Here is an 18,020-nt window from a genome sequence, read left to right on the forward strand (position 1 = left end):
ATGAAATTTTTTGATATTTCTTTACCCTTAAGTGTTGTTCAAAAGATAGTTCGTTATGTACCTTCAGAAGATAAAAAGAAATTAAGTTTCGTAAATCAAAGCTGGAGAGAATTATTGACCCATGAGGGTTCTGAATTATTTATTGAGGCACAAGACTCAACTGATGTTTCTGAGTTACGCCCTCATATTGAAGCTTTTCTGCCTGTCATCCCCCAATCGCCGATCAAAATAAAGCGTTTGACAGAGGGATTTTCTCCTTGGGCCAACAGTTATTTAGTACAAGTGGGCGATGAACGTTTTGTATTGCGTCATATAAGACATAAGGAAGGTCGAGCCCGTGAAGTACTTGCGTCAATTTTTTTCGCGCACAGCAAAGTAGCTCCTGGAGTAGAGTATTTTGATTTTTCTTCAGGTGTTGTGATCATGCGTTATGTAGAAAATGATCCTTCAATTACTGGAAAACTTGATGATGAGCAGCTGAAACTTATTGCAAAAAAATTTGCAGTAATACACAGCGGACCTCATTTCAAAAAGCGAGCGGAAATTGAAAGTTCTACCTTGATTACTGAGCGTAGAGAGACTTTAAAAAGTTACATTAAAGCCTCACCTGTATTTTTCTTGCAACAATATGCACTGATGCAGTTGGATTATTTGTCGTCTTTGGTAAGACAAACTCATTATTGTCACAATGATGTTAACCCCAATAACATACTGGCAACTCCAGATAATTTCTATTTTATTGATTGGGAATGTGCTGGATTAAATGACCCTTTCTTGGATTTAGCTACTGTAGTTGCCACATTACGTTTAAAGCCCCCTGCAGCAAAGTCTCTTTTAACTCATTATTTGGGGCATGAACCAAGCAGTGAAGAGTATTTGCATTATGTGCGCATGCAACAAATTGCTTTTCTGCGATTTGCAATTTGTTTTGCAGCAAATATAAAGGATCCCTTAAGTGTGAGTCATGTTGAAATTGGATCAATTCCAGCATTTAATGAATATCAACCTAGTGATGGGAAAGTCGATAAAGGAAGTGATTTAGGCAAGTTTTATATTAGTGTGATGCTCATCAAACAAGCCATGCAAACCGTTAATGATTATCAATTTAAGCGACAACTTAACAACAAGCTATTAGGGAGCGTAAGCAAGCCAGCAAAAGATTTTAATTTTGGGGAGTTACAAGTTCCTTATTTTATTATGGGAGGAATTTTAAAATATCTCCGTAAGGATGAAATTCAAACTCTTCGTCTGGTCTGCCGCAGTTGGCGTTTATTTGTAGATGAACAGATTGTGAAACCCAAAGAACTGCTCCCTGAGGGGGCAGTAGAGGTAATCAGTAACTCTAAGGCGATTGCCACTCGTTTAAAGTCAGTAGTGCAGTCGTTTCTTCCTTGGAATGTAGGGGTTATAAAACAACTGAACGGAGGGTTATCCCCCTTTTGTCAGAACTTCCTAGTGGAAGCATATAATCAGAAATATGTCATTAAAATATTAGAAGAGGACAGTGCGCAGGGATGGGTGGAACTGTATGCAGCCCAAGCCGCATCGTGTATGGGCATTGGTCCACGAATGATTTATTTTAATGCAGCACAAAAAGTAGCTATATATGAATTTGTAGCGAATGATCCCCGTTGGCCACTAGATAAATCATTGGATAGATTGGCATCACTTGGTTCAGTGATTAGTGCATTACATGCAATCAAAGTACCTGAAAAAAAAGTGAGTAAAGAAAGCGATAAATTTCTGCAATTAAAGTCCAGGGTAAAAGATCTTGCTGAAACTAATTCTAAGTTCGAAGGTTTTTCCTTGGTTATCTCTCTATTTAATGATTTAGATTATTTATTAAGTCTAAATTCTAAAGCCAGTTTGTGTCACTATGACATGAATCCCTGGAATATATTATTTCAAACGGCAGAGAATCAATTTTCGTTAATTGACTGGGAATTTGCTCGGGTTGGTAATCCGCTTTTTGATGTGGCAACAATCGCGAATTTTTTACGTTTAAACGCGTTAGAAGAAGCTTTTCTGCATATTGCATACAAGAAAGGGCGAATTAGTGCACTGGATGAAGCTTCTTACCAAATCACTAAAGCTTATGTTTATTTGCGATATGCTATTTGTTCACTTGGACTCAATACAAGTTATGATTTGAAAACTGATCAAAGTATATTAAGTAATTTGCCACCTTTTAATCAATTTAATCCATTTCAGTTAAAAATTGATAAAAACACAAATGAAGGGCGTTATTATATTGCTCTAATGTTTGTAAAAGCAGCCATGAATTTGCTTACGGACAAACAATTCATTTCTCATTTAAAGACGTATCAACAAGGGTTTAAAACGGACTATATTCCCTCCTTTTTTGCACATTCATCAGACAGGTTAGATGAACAGAATGGACCAGGAATTAACGCGAGTTTCAAACAAGACTCATACTCTTGAAGATACGACTCCTGTATTGATAGGCTTAAGCTTAAGACTTCCACACATTGAAAATGAGGAAGCTTTGTGGCAATTTTTAGTTGCCGGTAAAAAAACACGTTGTTCTGTAGATGGCTCAAGAATGTGGCATAGTGAGAATGAAATGACCTATGCCAATTTATTCTCTGATTGGGACTTCTTTGCTCCAGAATTATTTAATCTCACCGCAAAAGACATCGCTCACATCGATCCTCAACAGAAATTGGCTTTGTATGGAGTACATACTTGTCTGGAACAGGTCGGCATTATGCGACAGGAGTTGCAACAGGCAACTACGGGTGTTTATGCAGGGGTGATGACTGTTGATAACTTGCATACCTATGCAAGCACTATGGTGGAAAGTGACAGTCGTTTTTTTTTGAATAATTGTGAGGCCAGTGTTGCAAATCGGGTTTCGCACTGTTTTAACTTTACTGGAGAGAGTAAAAGTATTAACGCAGCATGCGCTAGTTCTCTAGTTGCCTTAAAAGATGCGTGTGACAGTATCAAGTATGGTCAAAATGATTTTGCTTTTATTATTGGTGTAAATTACATCGATAGTGCTTTGAGGCATCAAAGTTTCAAAAAAGCAGGAATGCTCTCGAGAAGTGGTTGGTGTCATACTTTTTCGATGCAAGCAGATGGGTATTTACCTTTGGAAGGCATGGTTACTTTGCTCGTTACTTCAAAAGCAAAGGCTGATTCATTAAATCTTCCCATTTTAGCAGCTGTTGCAGGAATTAGTTGTAATCACAATGGAACCACAAGCACGATGACTGCTCCAAGTGTGACGGCACAATCAAAACTCATTCATTTGGCGAAAAAGCAATGTTTGAATCTCGATGTAGGATATGTGGAAGCTCATGGAACAGGGACTAATCTTGGTGATCCTATCGAACTTGAGGCCTTAAGTCGTAATTATCCTGGTTGCTTTGTGGGCTCTATTAAAGGAAATTTAGGGCATATGGAGGCTGGTGCCGGTTTATTAGGCGTTGCTAAGTGTCTTCTTATTTTAAAAAAACGACAAATTCCTCCTCATATACTATCTGATGCAGCTAATCTTTTATTACCAGAAATTTTAAGTATCAATACAGAATCAATTGCTTATAATCATTCGCAAATTGCGGTTAGTTCTTTTGGGTTTGGTGGTGCAAATGCGCATGCGATTTTCCAAACAGTTCCTGAGCGCTCACCGATTCGTACAGAAGAACCCTTTAAATTACCTTTATTGCTGAGCGCAGCGACCAAAGAAGATTTGGAAGCACGAGTGACGCTCTCTGAGGATTATGCTCTACAGAAGCAAAAGTATCATTTGGCATTAAACTCAATTTATACCCAGGAGCACCATCCTTCTTTTCGCCAAGCAGGATGGCTCAATGATCATGATGAGTCCATTAATTGGGTGTCATTGAATCATGACTTTATCACTCTTCCTGGTTGTTGTGCACAGGGTGCAGTTAACTTAAGACCCTACATGCAGCATACTTTTTCTGAACGGTTGCCGGAATATTGGATTAATCTGATTTATGATTTCTTACCTGATATTCGTTGTATTGAGGCTTTTGGAAATGCTGTGTCTCTGGCGTTGCAAGCCAATCAAAAGATGCAAACACATTTAATATTAGATGGTGAACAATATCCTGCTTTAAGTGATTTAGATGAGTATGTATTGGAACTTATTGATGGTTTGGTAATCGACCCATCGGAGGTGAATCGACTTATTGCTGAAAGTATGGCGCTGTACCAGCATCAATATACATTTAAAGCGCTTTTGCAAAATCTACTCGATCCCGAATTAATTGCCGTGTTTGAGCAAGGTGATGCAGGGCTACTGTTAGATGAAGGGATTATAAATCATCAAATAATAATTATTCTTTTGTGGGCAAGAGTTAGCGTGATTAATAAATGGGAATTAAGCGCGGTAAAAAAAGAACTACTAAACCGTTTTCCTGCTGCCTTGGTTGAACTAATTGCTATGCTTGAGCAGCAACTTCTTCTGCCAGAAGAGGTCCTATTATTATTAAAGAGAGATTCTGTTTTTATCGATCTTTTTAAGAGCAGATTAATTGAGCGGGTAACCACAATTTCTGAAGCTAATTTATTTATTTTATTAAGTGCTTACTATAAACCGATATTGACCTTAATCTGCGATTCACAGAGTAGTGTTTCTAATCAATGTATTTTTCATTTTAAAGAAGGGCAACATATCTGTATTGATCTCGATCAAGCGAACAAACTGGACGCCTTGACATTAAGTGATGAGGTAGTTCTTAAGTTATGGCTTATGGGTTTTGTTATCGATTTTGAACGTTATTTAGGGACGATGGATTTTGAGCGTAAGCCTTATTTTAAGAAAGCTATAACAGCTAGTTACAAAACCAGAGAAAACTCTTTAGGAAGACAATTCGATGCATTACAAACTACAGTGAAATGTCTCAATCATCATGAATTGTCTCATCTGAAACAGGTTCATTGGACTGAGTTTTCCTTAAATGAGCTATTCAGGCAAGATCTTTGGATCACGATTGATTATCCGGATATAAATCCAATCCATTATGTATTAGAAGCGATACGGCAAATCACGATAACATGCGGTGTTCAAGTTAAAAAACAACGCGTGATTTACCTGCAGCTGGATAAGCTTTATTCTTCTGCAGAAGTCCAATTAGTCACTCATTGTGTAAAAGCGATTAATTTAGAAATAAGTCCACTTCACATTAAGGTGATTGATTTTCAGGGAAAATTTTATCAATACGATAAAGTCACTTTACAATTTCCTAGGGTGCTAAATAAAGGCCTTGAATACCGAGGAATCTATGTTTTAGTTGGTGGAGCGGGTGGAATCGGCTTAAAACTGGGCGCCTATCTCCAAGAACACTACAAGGCACAAATTTATGTGCTGGGTCGCAAGCCCTATAACCAATTGAATGAACAAGTAAAAATCCAGTTGCAACAAGCTAAGATGATTTATCATTGCTATGATCCGGATAAAGATGAAGTTCTTCTAACCCGTTTAAAACAAATAGCGTCTCTACAGAAAATTTCTGGTATTTTCCATTTAGCTGTTGCACGAGATGACGAATGGTGGATTAAGCAAAGTGAGAACTCATTATCCACGACATTGATGCAAGTCATTCAACGCAACCATTGGTTAGTTGCTGAAGAATTATCTCAGTACGCCAACAACCTGTATGTCTTTACCTCAATCCAAGCCTATTACCCCAATTTAGGGGCTACGATATACAGCTTTGAGGCGGCTTTTAAAAGTTATTTATCGGCGCAACAAAAAAGTCTTCCCTGTTTTGTCACCGCATTAGGAGTGATCGAAGGCATTGGCTTGGCAACATCTGCTGATTACTCACAGTACATGGCGAATAATAATTTAGCTCCTTTGTCTTTTTCTCAACTGATGACACTTTTTGAACTGCAAATTGACACCAATACGCCTGTTGCTTTAATTACCGGAACTGCAAAAAAAAGCGATTTTATTGCTCGTGTAGCGATCAACAAAAATAAGAGCCTGGACGGATTTGTTGCACTCACTCTCTTGCTGCAGATCAATCAGTCTTTTCCCATGCAGGGTTGTTGCATTGCGACCTTTCTGGCAGCTTTTCAAAAACATTTGCAACTATTGGTCCGAGAATTACTTCATATCTGGCAAAAAATGCATTTTATTCATTTGGATAATGACTTTATTTTTATTGCCAAAGATCTAAAGCAACTTGAGGCACTAAAAAACAGCTATGAGGATGAATTAAAAGAAGGGGATTATGCGTCCCGACTTCAATTATTTGCAGCAGTATGTGAACACTATAATGACCTATTATCAGGGAAGCTATTGCCGCAGCAGGTTATTTTTCCTCAGGGAAATACAGAGTTAGTCCAAGGTTTTTATGAGCATCATACAGTTGCTGATCATGCCAATCAGATTCTGGCAAGTAAATTGAGAAAATACTGTAGGTCGGCTCAAAGAACAATAAAGATTCTTGAAGTAGGTGCTGGGAGCGGCGCTTCGACTCGGGCTGTTTTAGCAGCAATGCAAGGTCAATCCTATGTCTATTATTTCACGGATATTTCGCCTGCATTGGTTAATAAAGCCAAGCGTTATTTTTCTGAGTACGAACACTTCATGGAGTTTCGAATCTTTAATATGGAGCACATGGATGCTCAGCATGAGTTTTATCACGAATTTGATTGTGTCATTGCGACCAATGCTATCCATGCAACGAGCGATATTTTAAATTCCCTGAACAGCTTGAGTGAATGCTTGGTTGATGGGGGACATTTATTATTGAATGAGTTAGTGGAAAAGACGCCTTTTACCACTGCTGTTTTTGGCTTATTTGATGGATGGTGGAATGCGAAAGACCCACATTTACGCCAAATCAATTCACCTTTATTAAGTGCCGATCAATGGATTTCTGTATTACAAACAATGCAATTAACCGAAATTGAATATCAAAGTTCGTGTTTAAATTTTTCATCAGCGGAACAAATTGTTCTAGATGCCAAAATAAGGCGGCAGGGCAAGATAAACAAGCAATCCAGTTTGTTAATTCCCTTATCGAAGGCATCCATGGCTCCAGTGAACAAGCCACCGGTCGAAGAACAGCAATCCCCAATTCATTCGACAAACAATCAGAGATGGATTATCGAGCAATTGGCACAAACACTTTATTTGGATAGTGAAACAATTCAATTAGATGACCGATTATCTGATCTTGGATTTGACTCATTAAGTTTGAGTGATTTATATCAAAAATTAAAACCCCAATATCCTGAATTAGGTATTGCTGAATTATTTGCGGTAGATACAGTCAATGCATTGGTTCAACGATTTACTCATGAACACTCTGAAGTTCCTGATGAGGTCAATCCTGATTTAGAACATTATAATTGGGAGACTGATATTGCCATAGTCGGTTTAAGTTATCAGCTTCCGCATACCGGATCAGATGATTTCATTTCCATGCTGCAAGAGGGCAAGACAGCATTTGGGCCGATTCCTAAATCACGTTGGGCGTATGACTCATTTGCCTACAGCGGTAGCTTTTTAAATGAGATTGATTGCTTTGATGCCGCCTTTTTTAAATTGTCTCCACGTGAAGCGGCTTTTATGGATCCGCAGGAACGTTTGCTGTTGCAAAATGCTTATTCGGCTCTGGCCGATGCGAATGCTTTTCCCATTGCGTCTGACAATCAAATTGCAGTATTTGTCGGCATTAGTGGTGCTTATTATGCGTGGTTGAATGAGGATTGGACTACCCAAAAACATGCTAATTCTTCTTGTGCTTATTGGTCAGCTGCAAACCGAATTTCCTACAGTTTTAATCTACACGGACCCAGTATGGCGGTGGATACCGCGTGTTCCTCTTCATTATCAGCACTTCATTTAGCGTGTCAAAGTCTATTAACTGGTGAATCGAACATGGCCGTAGTTGGTGGGGTCAATTTAATTGTACATCCACGACAAATGCTAGAGCTCTCTGATTTGCATATGCTTTCAGCACAAAACATCAATGCCACTTTTTCTCAAAATGCAGATGGGTTTGTTTATGCTGAAGGGGTGGTGGCTTTATGTATTAAAAAATTGAGTGAAGCTGTTGCCGAAGGCAATAAAATTTATGGAGTAATTAAATCGAGTGCACTCAATTCAGGGGGCAAAATGCACGGATATACAGTGCCAAATCCTGAAGCCCAAAAAAAAGTAATCCTTTCTGCATTGCAAAAAGCAAAAATTAATTCGTCGCAAATCAAATATATTGAAGCTCATGGAACAGGAACAGTCTTAGGTGATCCAATCGAAATTAAAGCATTGAGTGATGTGTATCAAAATAAAGTATTTATTGGTTCGATTAAGAGTAATATGGGCCACAGTGAAGCATGTGCTGGTTTAGCAGGATTAGTGCGAATTTTATTACAATATCAGCATGAAGAAATTTTTGCTGCGGTTAATGCTTGGCCGTTGAATGAGCATTGTCATTTTGAAAAAACACAATTTATTATCCCAGAAAAAAATACGGTTTGGGGACACAGTAAAGGATTTCGTTTTAGTGCGCTAAGTTCTTTTGGTGCAGGTGGCTCCAATGCACATGTTATTTTACAAGACTATCCGATTATTCCTGAGCCTAATACAAAACAGCATTCTTTTAACAAGCAAAGACATTGGATCGTTCCACGTACTGATTCAGTGGCTATTCACGAATACCCCTTATCTCTGGAAACTAAAGCGTACTATTTTGAGCAACACCGATTGCATCAACGTCCGATATTACCTGGTGCTGCACATATTTATTTTTGTTATCAAGCTTATTTGCGTTATAAAAATAAGATATCCAATATCAGCATTCGTGACATAAAATGGCTTCATCCCATTTATGCGGATCATCACGCGGACAAGAGTTCATTTAAGATTCAATTTAAACCTGAAAAGAGCCACACGGTGTGTGAGTTATCTGGGGAGCTATTGCATTCGAGTAGCATTTATTATTCTTTAGATGAGCGGACTGTTAGTAAGGACTATGCGCGATTTACTGTTGAGTATACTCATGATTGTTCCGTGAAAGACATGTATGCTCAATTTCGCCAAAACAATTGGTATCATGGCAAAGCTTTTCAATGTGTACAAACAATTCGGATTAATCCTGATAAAAATAAAGCAATTGCTGTATTAACTCTCTCAGAATCTCATGAGGATCCTACATTGGATCCGCGATTGTTTGATAGTGTTTTGCAATGTGTCTCGGTGTTACAAGAAGACCTACCTGAAGATCAGGTATATATTCCACATGGAATTGAGGCATTGAATTTATTTCACGTGTGGACTTCTACACTCTATGTCGTTGTTGAAGACAAATCCCAACGAAAATTTTCTCCACGTTATGACATTTCTATTTTTGATGAACAACATCATTTGGTAAGCCACATTGTGGGCTTTTGTATGATTCCTATTCATAAGCAGCAAATTATTCCACAAAAAATACCAGTCCATTATTTTAAACCATCCTGGCAACGTATTCATTGTGATAGAGCAAAGGACAGAACTCTTAGGTGGTTGCAAGTAACTGATAGACCAAGCACAGACTCAGAATGTTCTATAATCTTGGTGAATCAGGTGCAAGGTTCACCGCAATTCATTAGTTTACTGCAAAATATACAGGACGCTTTACAGTCAAGAAAAAAATTAAACCTGATTTTGTGTTTTGATGATTTTCGAGAAACTGCAGTTTACGCACAAGCAGTTCATGCTTATTTACGTACTGCACGACTTGAATTTCCTGAATTGCACTACAGTGTGGTTCTTTTGCCTTGGGAATTTAGTACTCAATTGTTGCCACTGATTGCACAAAGCCAATTGCCTACTTGGGTTAAAGTAAATCAAGAAGGCTTTTTTCATACCCAATATTATCATGCAGTCAACCCAGAGAAGAGCAGTACGCGCTTATTATTTAAAAAATCGGGTGTGTATGTGATTGCGGGGGGCATTGGAGCGATTCCAAAAATTATAGCCCAGTATCTGGTAACTCAATATCAAGCTCGCGTGTTACTTCTTGGTCGACGTAATCTATCAGCAGAACATCAGCATTGGATACAACAAAACAGCATAAGCTACAAACAAGTTGATATAAGTGATTACGAAACACTGCATTCAGTCATTGCTCATTTTGTTTTAGAACAAGGAGGAAGGTTGAATGGCTGTATTCAGGCAGCTGGTATTCAGCAAGATAGTTTAATCCTTAATCAATCAGCTGAATCAATTAAAATGGCTTTGGCGGCAAAAGTAACCGGTACCTTGAATTTAGATAAAGCAACAAAGGAGTATCATCTGGATCATTTTCTTTTGTTGTCATCCTACTCCTCGATATTAGGCAATATTGGGCAATCGATTTATGCGGCTGCTAATGGATTTTTAGATGGTTTTACTGTCTTACGTGAGTCAATGCGCATCAAAGGTGAACGCACAGGGTTTACCTGCAGTATTAATTTGCCTTTTTGGGAGCAAGGAGGTATGCAGGTTAGTGATTCGGTTTTAGCTCGTATGCAAAAAGAGTGGGGCATGCAAGCAATTAGCAATGCTACCGGATGCCGTATTTTGGAAACTTTATCCGTTTTACCTTGGCCGCAAATTATTGCGCATCAAGGAGATCCAGAACTCATTTTACAGCAATTAAATCATTCGCAATCAGCGAAACAATACAGGTCTGAAGCACATATGGAATTTAAACTTTTTGTAATCAACACCATTAAAAAAGTATTGGAGCTTGAAGATCATTTTGATGTGACCTCATCTTTTGGTGATCTTGGTTTTAACTCGATTTTATTTACTGAATTGGCAAATCATTTGAATGATGCTCATGATTTAGCAATTACTCCCGCAACTTTTTTTGGTTATAAGACGGTTTCTGAGTTTATTGAATTCTATGAACAACAAGTCCCCAAAGCGATATCTCACGACTTAACTTGCCCAAGCGGCGCAGGATTTGTTCGCGAGATCCAGCAAGATGGTGAGATTACTGGATCCCGCGAACAAGTCGCGGGATGTCAGCAAGGGCATGATCATAAGATTCAGGAAAATTACCCAGTTATTATCGGTTACAGTGCATTATTGCCAGGATGTAAGGATTTGAATGATTTTTGGCAATTGTTATTAAATCAACGAAATGTTTTTAGTCAAACGCCAGCGAATCGGTTGCACTATATGCAACAACATCCTGGAGCATTTATTGATGGTGTCGATGCATTCGATGCCTCATTTTTTAATCTTTCTCCGCTTGAAGCAATGGTGATGGATCCTCAGCAAAGATTATTATTGCAAGAAGTATGGCATGCTTTAGAAATGGGTGGAATCAATCCATTACAATTAAAAGGTTCTGCTACTGGTGTTTATGTAGGCGCGTCAACTTTTGATTATGCTAAGTTATTGACCCGTTACCAAATTAATAATCCCTACATTCCAGTTGCCACAGTACACAGTTTACTGGCTAATAGAATATCTCATTATTTTGATTTAACTGGACCGAGTGAAGCAGTAGATACGGCATGTTCTAGCAGTTTATATGCTCTAGATCGCGCCGTGAAAGCCATCAAACAAGGAGAGATTGATCAAGCGATAGTATGTGGTGTCAACTTATTACTGGACGATGAGTTTTTTAACGCATTCACTCAATCAGGGATGTTGTCTGCTACGAACGCCTGCAAGCCATTTGATAAAAATGCAGATGGATACCTTAGAGGAGAAGGAATTATTGTTATTCTTCTTCAAAAGCAATCGTTGGCACAGACACAAAATAATACAATTTATGCGCGAGTTCTTGGCAGTGGCGCCAATCATACGGGTAAAGCCAATACACTTACATCACCCAGTTCAAAAGCACAGCAACTACTCTATGAGCAAGTCTATAACTCAATTGATATATCACGTATAAGTTATATTGAAGCTCATGGAACGGGAACTCCATTAGGTGATCCGATTGAGTTGGAAGGTTTAAAGAATTTTGTTGCCGATAAAAATGTAGCAATTGAGGTGGGTTCGGTTAAAGGAAATATTGGCCATTTGGAACCTGCTTCAGGATTGGCGGGATTAATAAAAATTTTGTTGATGTTCCAACATCAAATGATTCCTGGGCAAGCGAATTTGTCTGAAATTAATCCTTATCTGGTTCTGCAGCAATCAGGGTTAACGATTAGTCAAGAAACTCATCCATGGCCAGAAAACCAAAGCAAAGGCGAATTCATTCCGCGTTGTGCGGCAGTGAGTTCTTTCGGTTTTGGTGGGGTTAACGCGCATGTCGTTTTAGAACAAGGAGATGCAGTCAAACCACAACATACAACTACTTTTGTGCCATTGATTCCTCTTTCTGCAGCCAATGAGGCAAGTTTGAAGGCTTTGGTAAACAATTATATCGATTGGTTGCAAAAAACCGATCATATTGAGCCACAAAGTTTCTGTTTTACCTTACAAAAAAGACGAGTACACCACCGTTATCGGGTCTTATTTCAATGGCATAATCAACACCAATTGATTGAACACATGCAGAATTGGCTCAAGTCATCTACTGCAGCCTATATTGATGACCGTTACCAGTCCATGGCGCAAGCTTATCTTGCTGGTGATGCGGTATTTACCCATGAGCTTAATTCTAATGACGTATTGGGTGTGCATGCTACTCCAGCCTATCCATTCGAACGCAAAAAAATATGGTTTAAAAATCAAGAGAATCACTTGTTGTATGTGACAAAGGAATTGAACGTTGATGCAGAAATGAAACATCAACCTTTGTACAAAAAAAATATCTTAATGATTTATGCAGAATATTTTGCCGCAACAATTCAGCAGATGAGTATTCAGCTTGAAACAAACAATAAGATTTTGAGCTACAGTCTGGATCACTTTGACCCCAATGAGTTCCAATTATTCTTAGCTGCCCATCCTGAGCTGGATTACATTATTATCTATCCGAAGATACCTGATTTTCATTTAGAGACCAGTCTTTTTAATCATGATCTTCTCAAGTTTGTTAAGCCTTTATTTGATGTATTAAAGAGTGCATTAAGCACTGCCTTGTTTACAAAAGATATTTATATTGATTGGTACTCTTATGTTGTTGAAGCCCACCATCCGCAAGTCGCCATGGTCAGTGGTTTGTTGGGATCTTTAGCTAAAGAAATACCCTATTGGCAATTCAAACATTTAATAATCGATATCCCTTTAGAATTATCGGTGGTGGAACGAGTTTATGAAGGGCCACATCAAACCATTTACTATCAAAATAAACAATATTGGTTAAATACTTTGGATTTAGCGACGGATTGTGACGCGCATGATTTTCTCATAAGCCAAGGGACTTATTTGATTCTGGGTGGTATGGGAGGAATTGGACGTCAGTTGGCGCAATTCTTGATGAAATCTTATCAAGCTCAGGTGATTCTTGTAGGACGTAGTCCTCTCAATGAAGAGGGACGTGCATTGTTACAGGCGTATGGCACGCAGATTGAGTTTATTCAAACAGATGTCACCCGAGAAGCAGAATGTGCTTTGCTGATTAAGTATCTGCAAGTGAAATATCCAGTCATCGATGCTGTATTTAATTTGGTGATGCATCTGCATGACAGCACAGTTGACTCCATGACCTGGCAACAATTTCGCAGTGTGGTGGATGCCAAATTATTCAGTGCCTATTTCATTTATCAGTTGCATCAATACACTAAAGTGAACGCCGCTGTGATTTTTTCTTCCATGCAGAGCAGTGCTTGTCTTGCAGGTCAGGCAAATTATGCAGCGGCAAGCAATGCGCTTGATGCCTATTGTCTGCGCTTAGAGAAAGAAACGGCATTACCCGTTAAGATTATTAATTGGAGTATTTGGCAAGAAGTGGGTGCCGTTACGGATTCTTTTTACCTTAAAAAAGCACGCAGTTTAGGTTTTATTCCTTTGACAACACAACAAGCACTTGAGGCGCTGCAAATCGGTTTAAACAGTCAGTACGTACAGTTTGCAATTCAACATAAATGTGAAGGTAATTGCTCTCACCCTTCTGCGCCCCGCGACTTGTCTGCGGGATCCAGTGGGTTTCATTCTGTTAGAACAAATCCCAAGGCCGTATCGGTTATCTCTTTAAAAAAAGGATTAGAGGGAGTGAATCAATTCGTTTCTCATTTGGTTCATGATTTACGGAAAAAGCAAGTTTTTGTAAACAAGGTGATACCTAAGTATGAACGGTTGGTAGGCCATTTAAATGATTTACCGCATCATCCTAATGATGAATTATTGAATCAATTGCTGGAGCTTTGTTGTCAACAGGACACTGACTATGAAGCTTATTATCGCTTAGCTTATCTTTGTTATTTGAACTATGAATCAATATTAACGGGTAATAAGGCGCCTGCAGAGATTGTTTTTTCAGAACAAGGGCTTCATTTATTGTTTGCTCTTTATGCTAAAAGCCCTGAATCAAGGAAATGTAATCAGCAGATTGCAAAGTATTTAGGTGAGTTTCTCCGTACAACCAACAAACGAGTGAAAATCCTTGAGCTGGGGGCTGGTGTGGGGGCAACTACGGAAACCTTAATGGATGTGCTGAATCACTATGAGCAGGTTGATTATTACTATACGGATGTCTCTTCCTTTTTCTTAAATCAAGGAAAAAAATTACAAGCCAAAGTGCGCTTTAATTTGCAATGCGAGCATTTGGATATGAATCATTTAGCAGAATTAGCTGATGGTTCTTTTGACGCTATTCTGGCTTCTAATGTACTCCATCTAGCCAATGATTTAGACCTTACCCTCAAGGAATTGCAGCGGATTCTCAAGCCTCAGGGTGTGTTTTTGTTAAATGAGGCAGTGCAAGAGCAGGCTTATTTAAATTTTATTTTTGGTTTATTTGATGGCTGGTGGCAAGCGCGTGACGCGCAACGATTAAATGCCTCTCCTTTATTAAGCGAGCATCTTTGGCTGCAAAAATTAACTGCATCAGGTTTTAGTGTGTTAGAGCCAGATTTGCTTGAGCAAGAAAAAGCGCAAAGAGTTTTTTGTTGTCATTCTCGCTTTTACGAAGCGCGTTGTGATCAAGAATTTCAGATGAGAAGTCCCTCATCCGTCCTGCGAACATCTTCGCCCCAGACTGGGGGAGAAGGGCTCCATGATTTTTTAGCGATTACTCAGAAAATTTCTGAATTTGTAATTTTGGCACTTCATTTACCCAAGGGGCAGCATCTTGAAGTTGACCGTCCTTTGGCAGAAATTGGCCTGGATTCGATTACTGGGGTCAGTTTGGTTACCAATATTAATAAAACATTCAATTTATCATTACGTACTGCAGTTATTTTTGATTATCCCACGCTACATCGTTTGGCAACGTTTGTTTGTGCCGAATTAAAAGGGGTAGAACCTGTTGTTATTCAAAAACAGGCAGTCGATTTATTTACAGGGGAGTTGATTGATGACTAAGCATCGGCGTCGGTATACCTACAGTCCTCAAAGCAATCCCTTCTGGTTAGCACATCAAATTGATGGTCATTATGTGTTTCCATTAGATAATTTACTGATGATGATTTATGCCGCATTAAGTCCTTTAGCGGCTACTGCACCCATAGTGGAATTAACGGATATTGAATTAAAAAAATTATTAATTGCTGAAAAAGATCAAGAGATCAATTTGCATTTGGAAATTGATCCAATAACTCATGAATGCTTCATTGCGCAAATTGATAAGCATGGTAATAAGGAATTGGTAGTACACAATCACTATCAATTTAAGTCCTACCATGAATTCTCCAGCGCAATGGACAATCACAAACAGTTAGTGATGAATGATTTTTACCAGAGTGATTCATTGCATTATTTAGGTGAGTGTTATCGAATTATTGAACACTATACTAATTCTGACGATTCATTTTCTGCGAGCCTGGATCCTAAGGGGAGCTTTCCTGCCGTTTTAGGCAGTATGTTGCATTCATTCATTTATCGCAACGATCCTTTTTTTGCTAAAAACCCTCGTCCTGGGTTACCTAAAGCAATAAAACGGGTTTTGTTACGAGTGCAGCCTCAGCAATGCGGCTCTTTACATATTAAAGATCAGAACGCCGCTGTTTTTGATGCACAGGGAAAATGGCAAGTCATCATGGAGGGTGTTGAGCTGACAAGCAATGAATCAGCAAAGAACAACAATAGACCTCTTTCCAAACTCGCCGAGGAGAGTGAAATGCGAGGAGACGCGCAGCGGAGAACCGGAGTGTACAAACAAGTATATGAGGATTCGAGCACCGCATCGACGAAGCAACTCACCTCCTCAGTAGAGTTTGGAGGGAGGTCTACTCTAGATATTGCTGTAATTGGTATGGCAGGAAAATTTCCTCAAGCAGAATCAATTGACGAATTATGGAACTCCTTATGCGAAGGATTTGATGCGATTACCTCATTAGAGAAGCGCGGGAGAAAATACATACGAGAGCCCAATCATGCGGGGTGGCTGGATGATGTTTTTGCCTTTGATCCAGATTATTTCCACATCCCCAAAATTGAAGCACAAGCGATGGATCCACAACAGCGCTTATTGTTACAAACTGCAGCGGGTGCTTTAATTGATGCGGGTTATGCACCGATGGAACTACCTGATAAATTCTGTGGTGTTTTTGTGGGTGCAAGCCAAAATAATTATTTAACTCACAGTCTGGAAAAACCTATAGCCCAAAGTTTTTGGGGAAATGCTCCCTCAGTGATTGCAGGACGAGTTTCTTATACCTTTAATTTGACGGGGCCGGCAATTACTATAGATACAGCATGTTCCTCTTCTTTGGTTGCCCTCCATCAAGCCTGCCAAGCCATTAAAAATGGAGAGTGTACCACTGCTTTAGCGGGCGGAGTATTCATTATGACCAGTGATGAGTTTCTGCAGCAAGCGCATCATGCCAAAATGCTTTCCTCTGATCATGCATGTCAAACATTCAGTGATAAAGCGAATGGTTTTATTCCTGGCGAAGCAGTGGCCTGTGTTTATTTAAAACCTTTAGCTCAAGCGCTGAAAGACCAAGATCCCATTTATGCAGTAATTAAGGCCAGTGGGGTGAATCAAGATGGGCAATCGAATGGAATTACAGCACCTAATGGTTTGGCACAAACCGAACTGATGCGGCACATTTATACTTCTTATGGTTTATCGACAGAAGATCTTGCTTATATTGAAACACATGGAACGGGTACAGAACTTGGTGATCCAATTGAAGTGAGTGCCTTACAGCGATTATTTGCGACCCAAGGAAAAGAAAATAGTAAAAAATCCTGTGGCTTAGGAAGCATCAAATCCAACATGGGTCATACAGTACATGCTGCTGGAATTTGCGGTTTTATCAAAAGTGTTTTATGCAGTTATTTTCAAAAAATTCCAGCAACAATTCATTGTGAGCGTGAAAATCCACACATCGATTTTGCGAGTACCCCTTTCTATCCAGTAAAAGAATTAAGTCCGTGGCCACAAGATAAATCGCTTGCTGCAGTCAGTTCATTTGGGTTTTCTGGTACCAATGCACATATAGTGATCCAACGATTTGCTAGTGACAATCAGCGCGAATTTCCAGTACATCCTTTTAAAAAAATTCATTGTTATTGGCAAACGACAAATGAGTACACATTATCAGCAGAGAGGACCTATTTCAGTCAACATCAAGTGAATCATCAATCGATTTTACCTGGGGTTGTGAGCCTTGCATTAACGCAGCATTTTCTTAATGAGTTGCCACTTTATTGTGTGAATGTGCGTTGGTTAAGGATATTGCCCGCATTGCATCAAAGGATGGATATCCATATCAGCAAGACTGCAAATGTCGTAGAATTGTTTTATGAAGAAAGCTCTTTTTTTAGTGCCGAAATTGCAAAAGATGAAAAAATCTCTCCTTTTGACCTCAACGATTTTAAAAAGTGCCCCAATTCAATTGACTGTATTGAATATTATCGCTGTTTTGAACAAGCAGGGATTCAATATGGACCTGATTTAAGAAATATAACCCACCTTTTGGCATCTGAGGACCGAGTATTTGCACACATAGAGTGTAACAAAAATTTTAAT

General features: G+C 39.0%; 3 protein-coding genes (1 of these 3 cut by a window edge). All 3 read left to right on the forward strand.

Annotated features, from left to right (window positions below; genetic code table 11):
- Tightly spaced (each overlapping or abutting the next), the 3 genes in view from OQJ26_RS18425 to OQJ26_RS18435 form a layout consistent with a single transcriptional unit that may run on beyond the window.
- Entirely contained in the window at window positions 1-2,442 is a 2,442-nt protein-coding gene (locus tag OQJ26_RS18425) for a phosphotransferase (protein ID WP_265705156.1), read from the forward strand.
- Window positions 2,396-15,406: an SDR family NAD(P)-dependent oxidoreductase gene (locus tag OQJ26_RS18430; RefSeq protein ID WP_265705157.1), complete on the forward strand. Its 13,011-nt coding sequence runs from the start codon at window positions 2,396-2,398 to the stop codon at window positions 15,404-15,406. The genes OQJ26_RS18425 and OQJ26_RS18430 overlap by 47 nt, the downstream gene beginning before the upstream one ends.
- A protein-coding gene (locus tag OQJ26_RS18435) for a beta-ketoacyl synthase N-terminal-like domain-containing protein (protein ID WP_265705158.1) crosses the window boundary here: on the forward strand, window positions 15,399-18,020 show its start. 4,935 nt of this gene lie beyond the right edge of the window; the window shows 2,622 of its 7,557 coding nt (coding positions 1-2,622); the start codon lies at window positions 15,399-15,401; its stop codon lies off the right edge, out of view. Before OQJ26_RS18430 ends, OQJ26_RS18435 begins: the two co-directional genes overlap by 8 nt.

The sequence above is a fragment of the Legionella sheltonii genome (assembly GCF_026191355.1).
Taxonomy (GTDB): Bacteria; Pseudomonadota; Gammaproteobacteria; order Legionellales; family Legionellaceae; genus Legionella; species Legionella sheltonii.

Bases quoted from the DNA above. Each gene is read 5' to 3' on its own strand.
- OQJ26_RS18425 (WP_265705156.1), top strand. From the start codon at position 1: ATGAAATTTTTTGATATTTCTTTACCCTTAAGTGTTGTTCAAAAGATA.
- OQJ26_RS18430 (WP_265705157.1), top strand. From the start codon at position 2,396: ATGGACCAGGAATTAACGCGAGTTTCAAACAAGACTCATACTCTTGAA.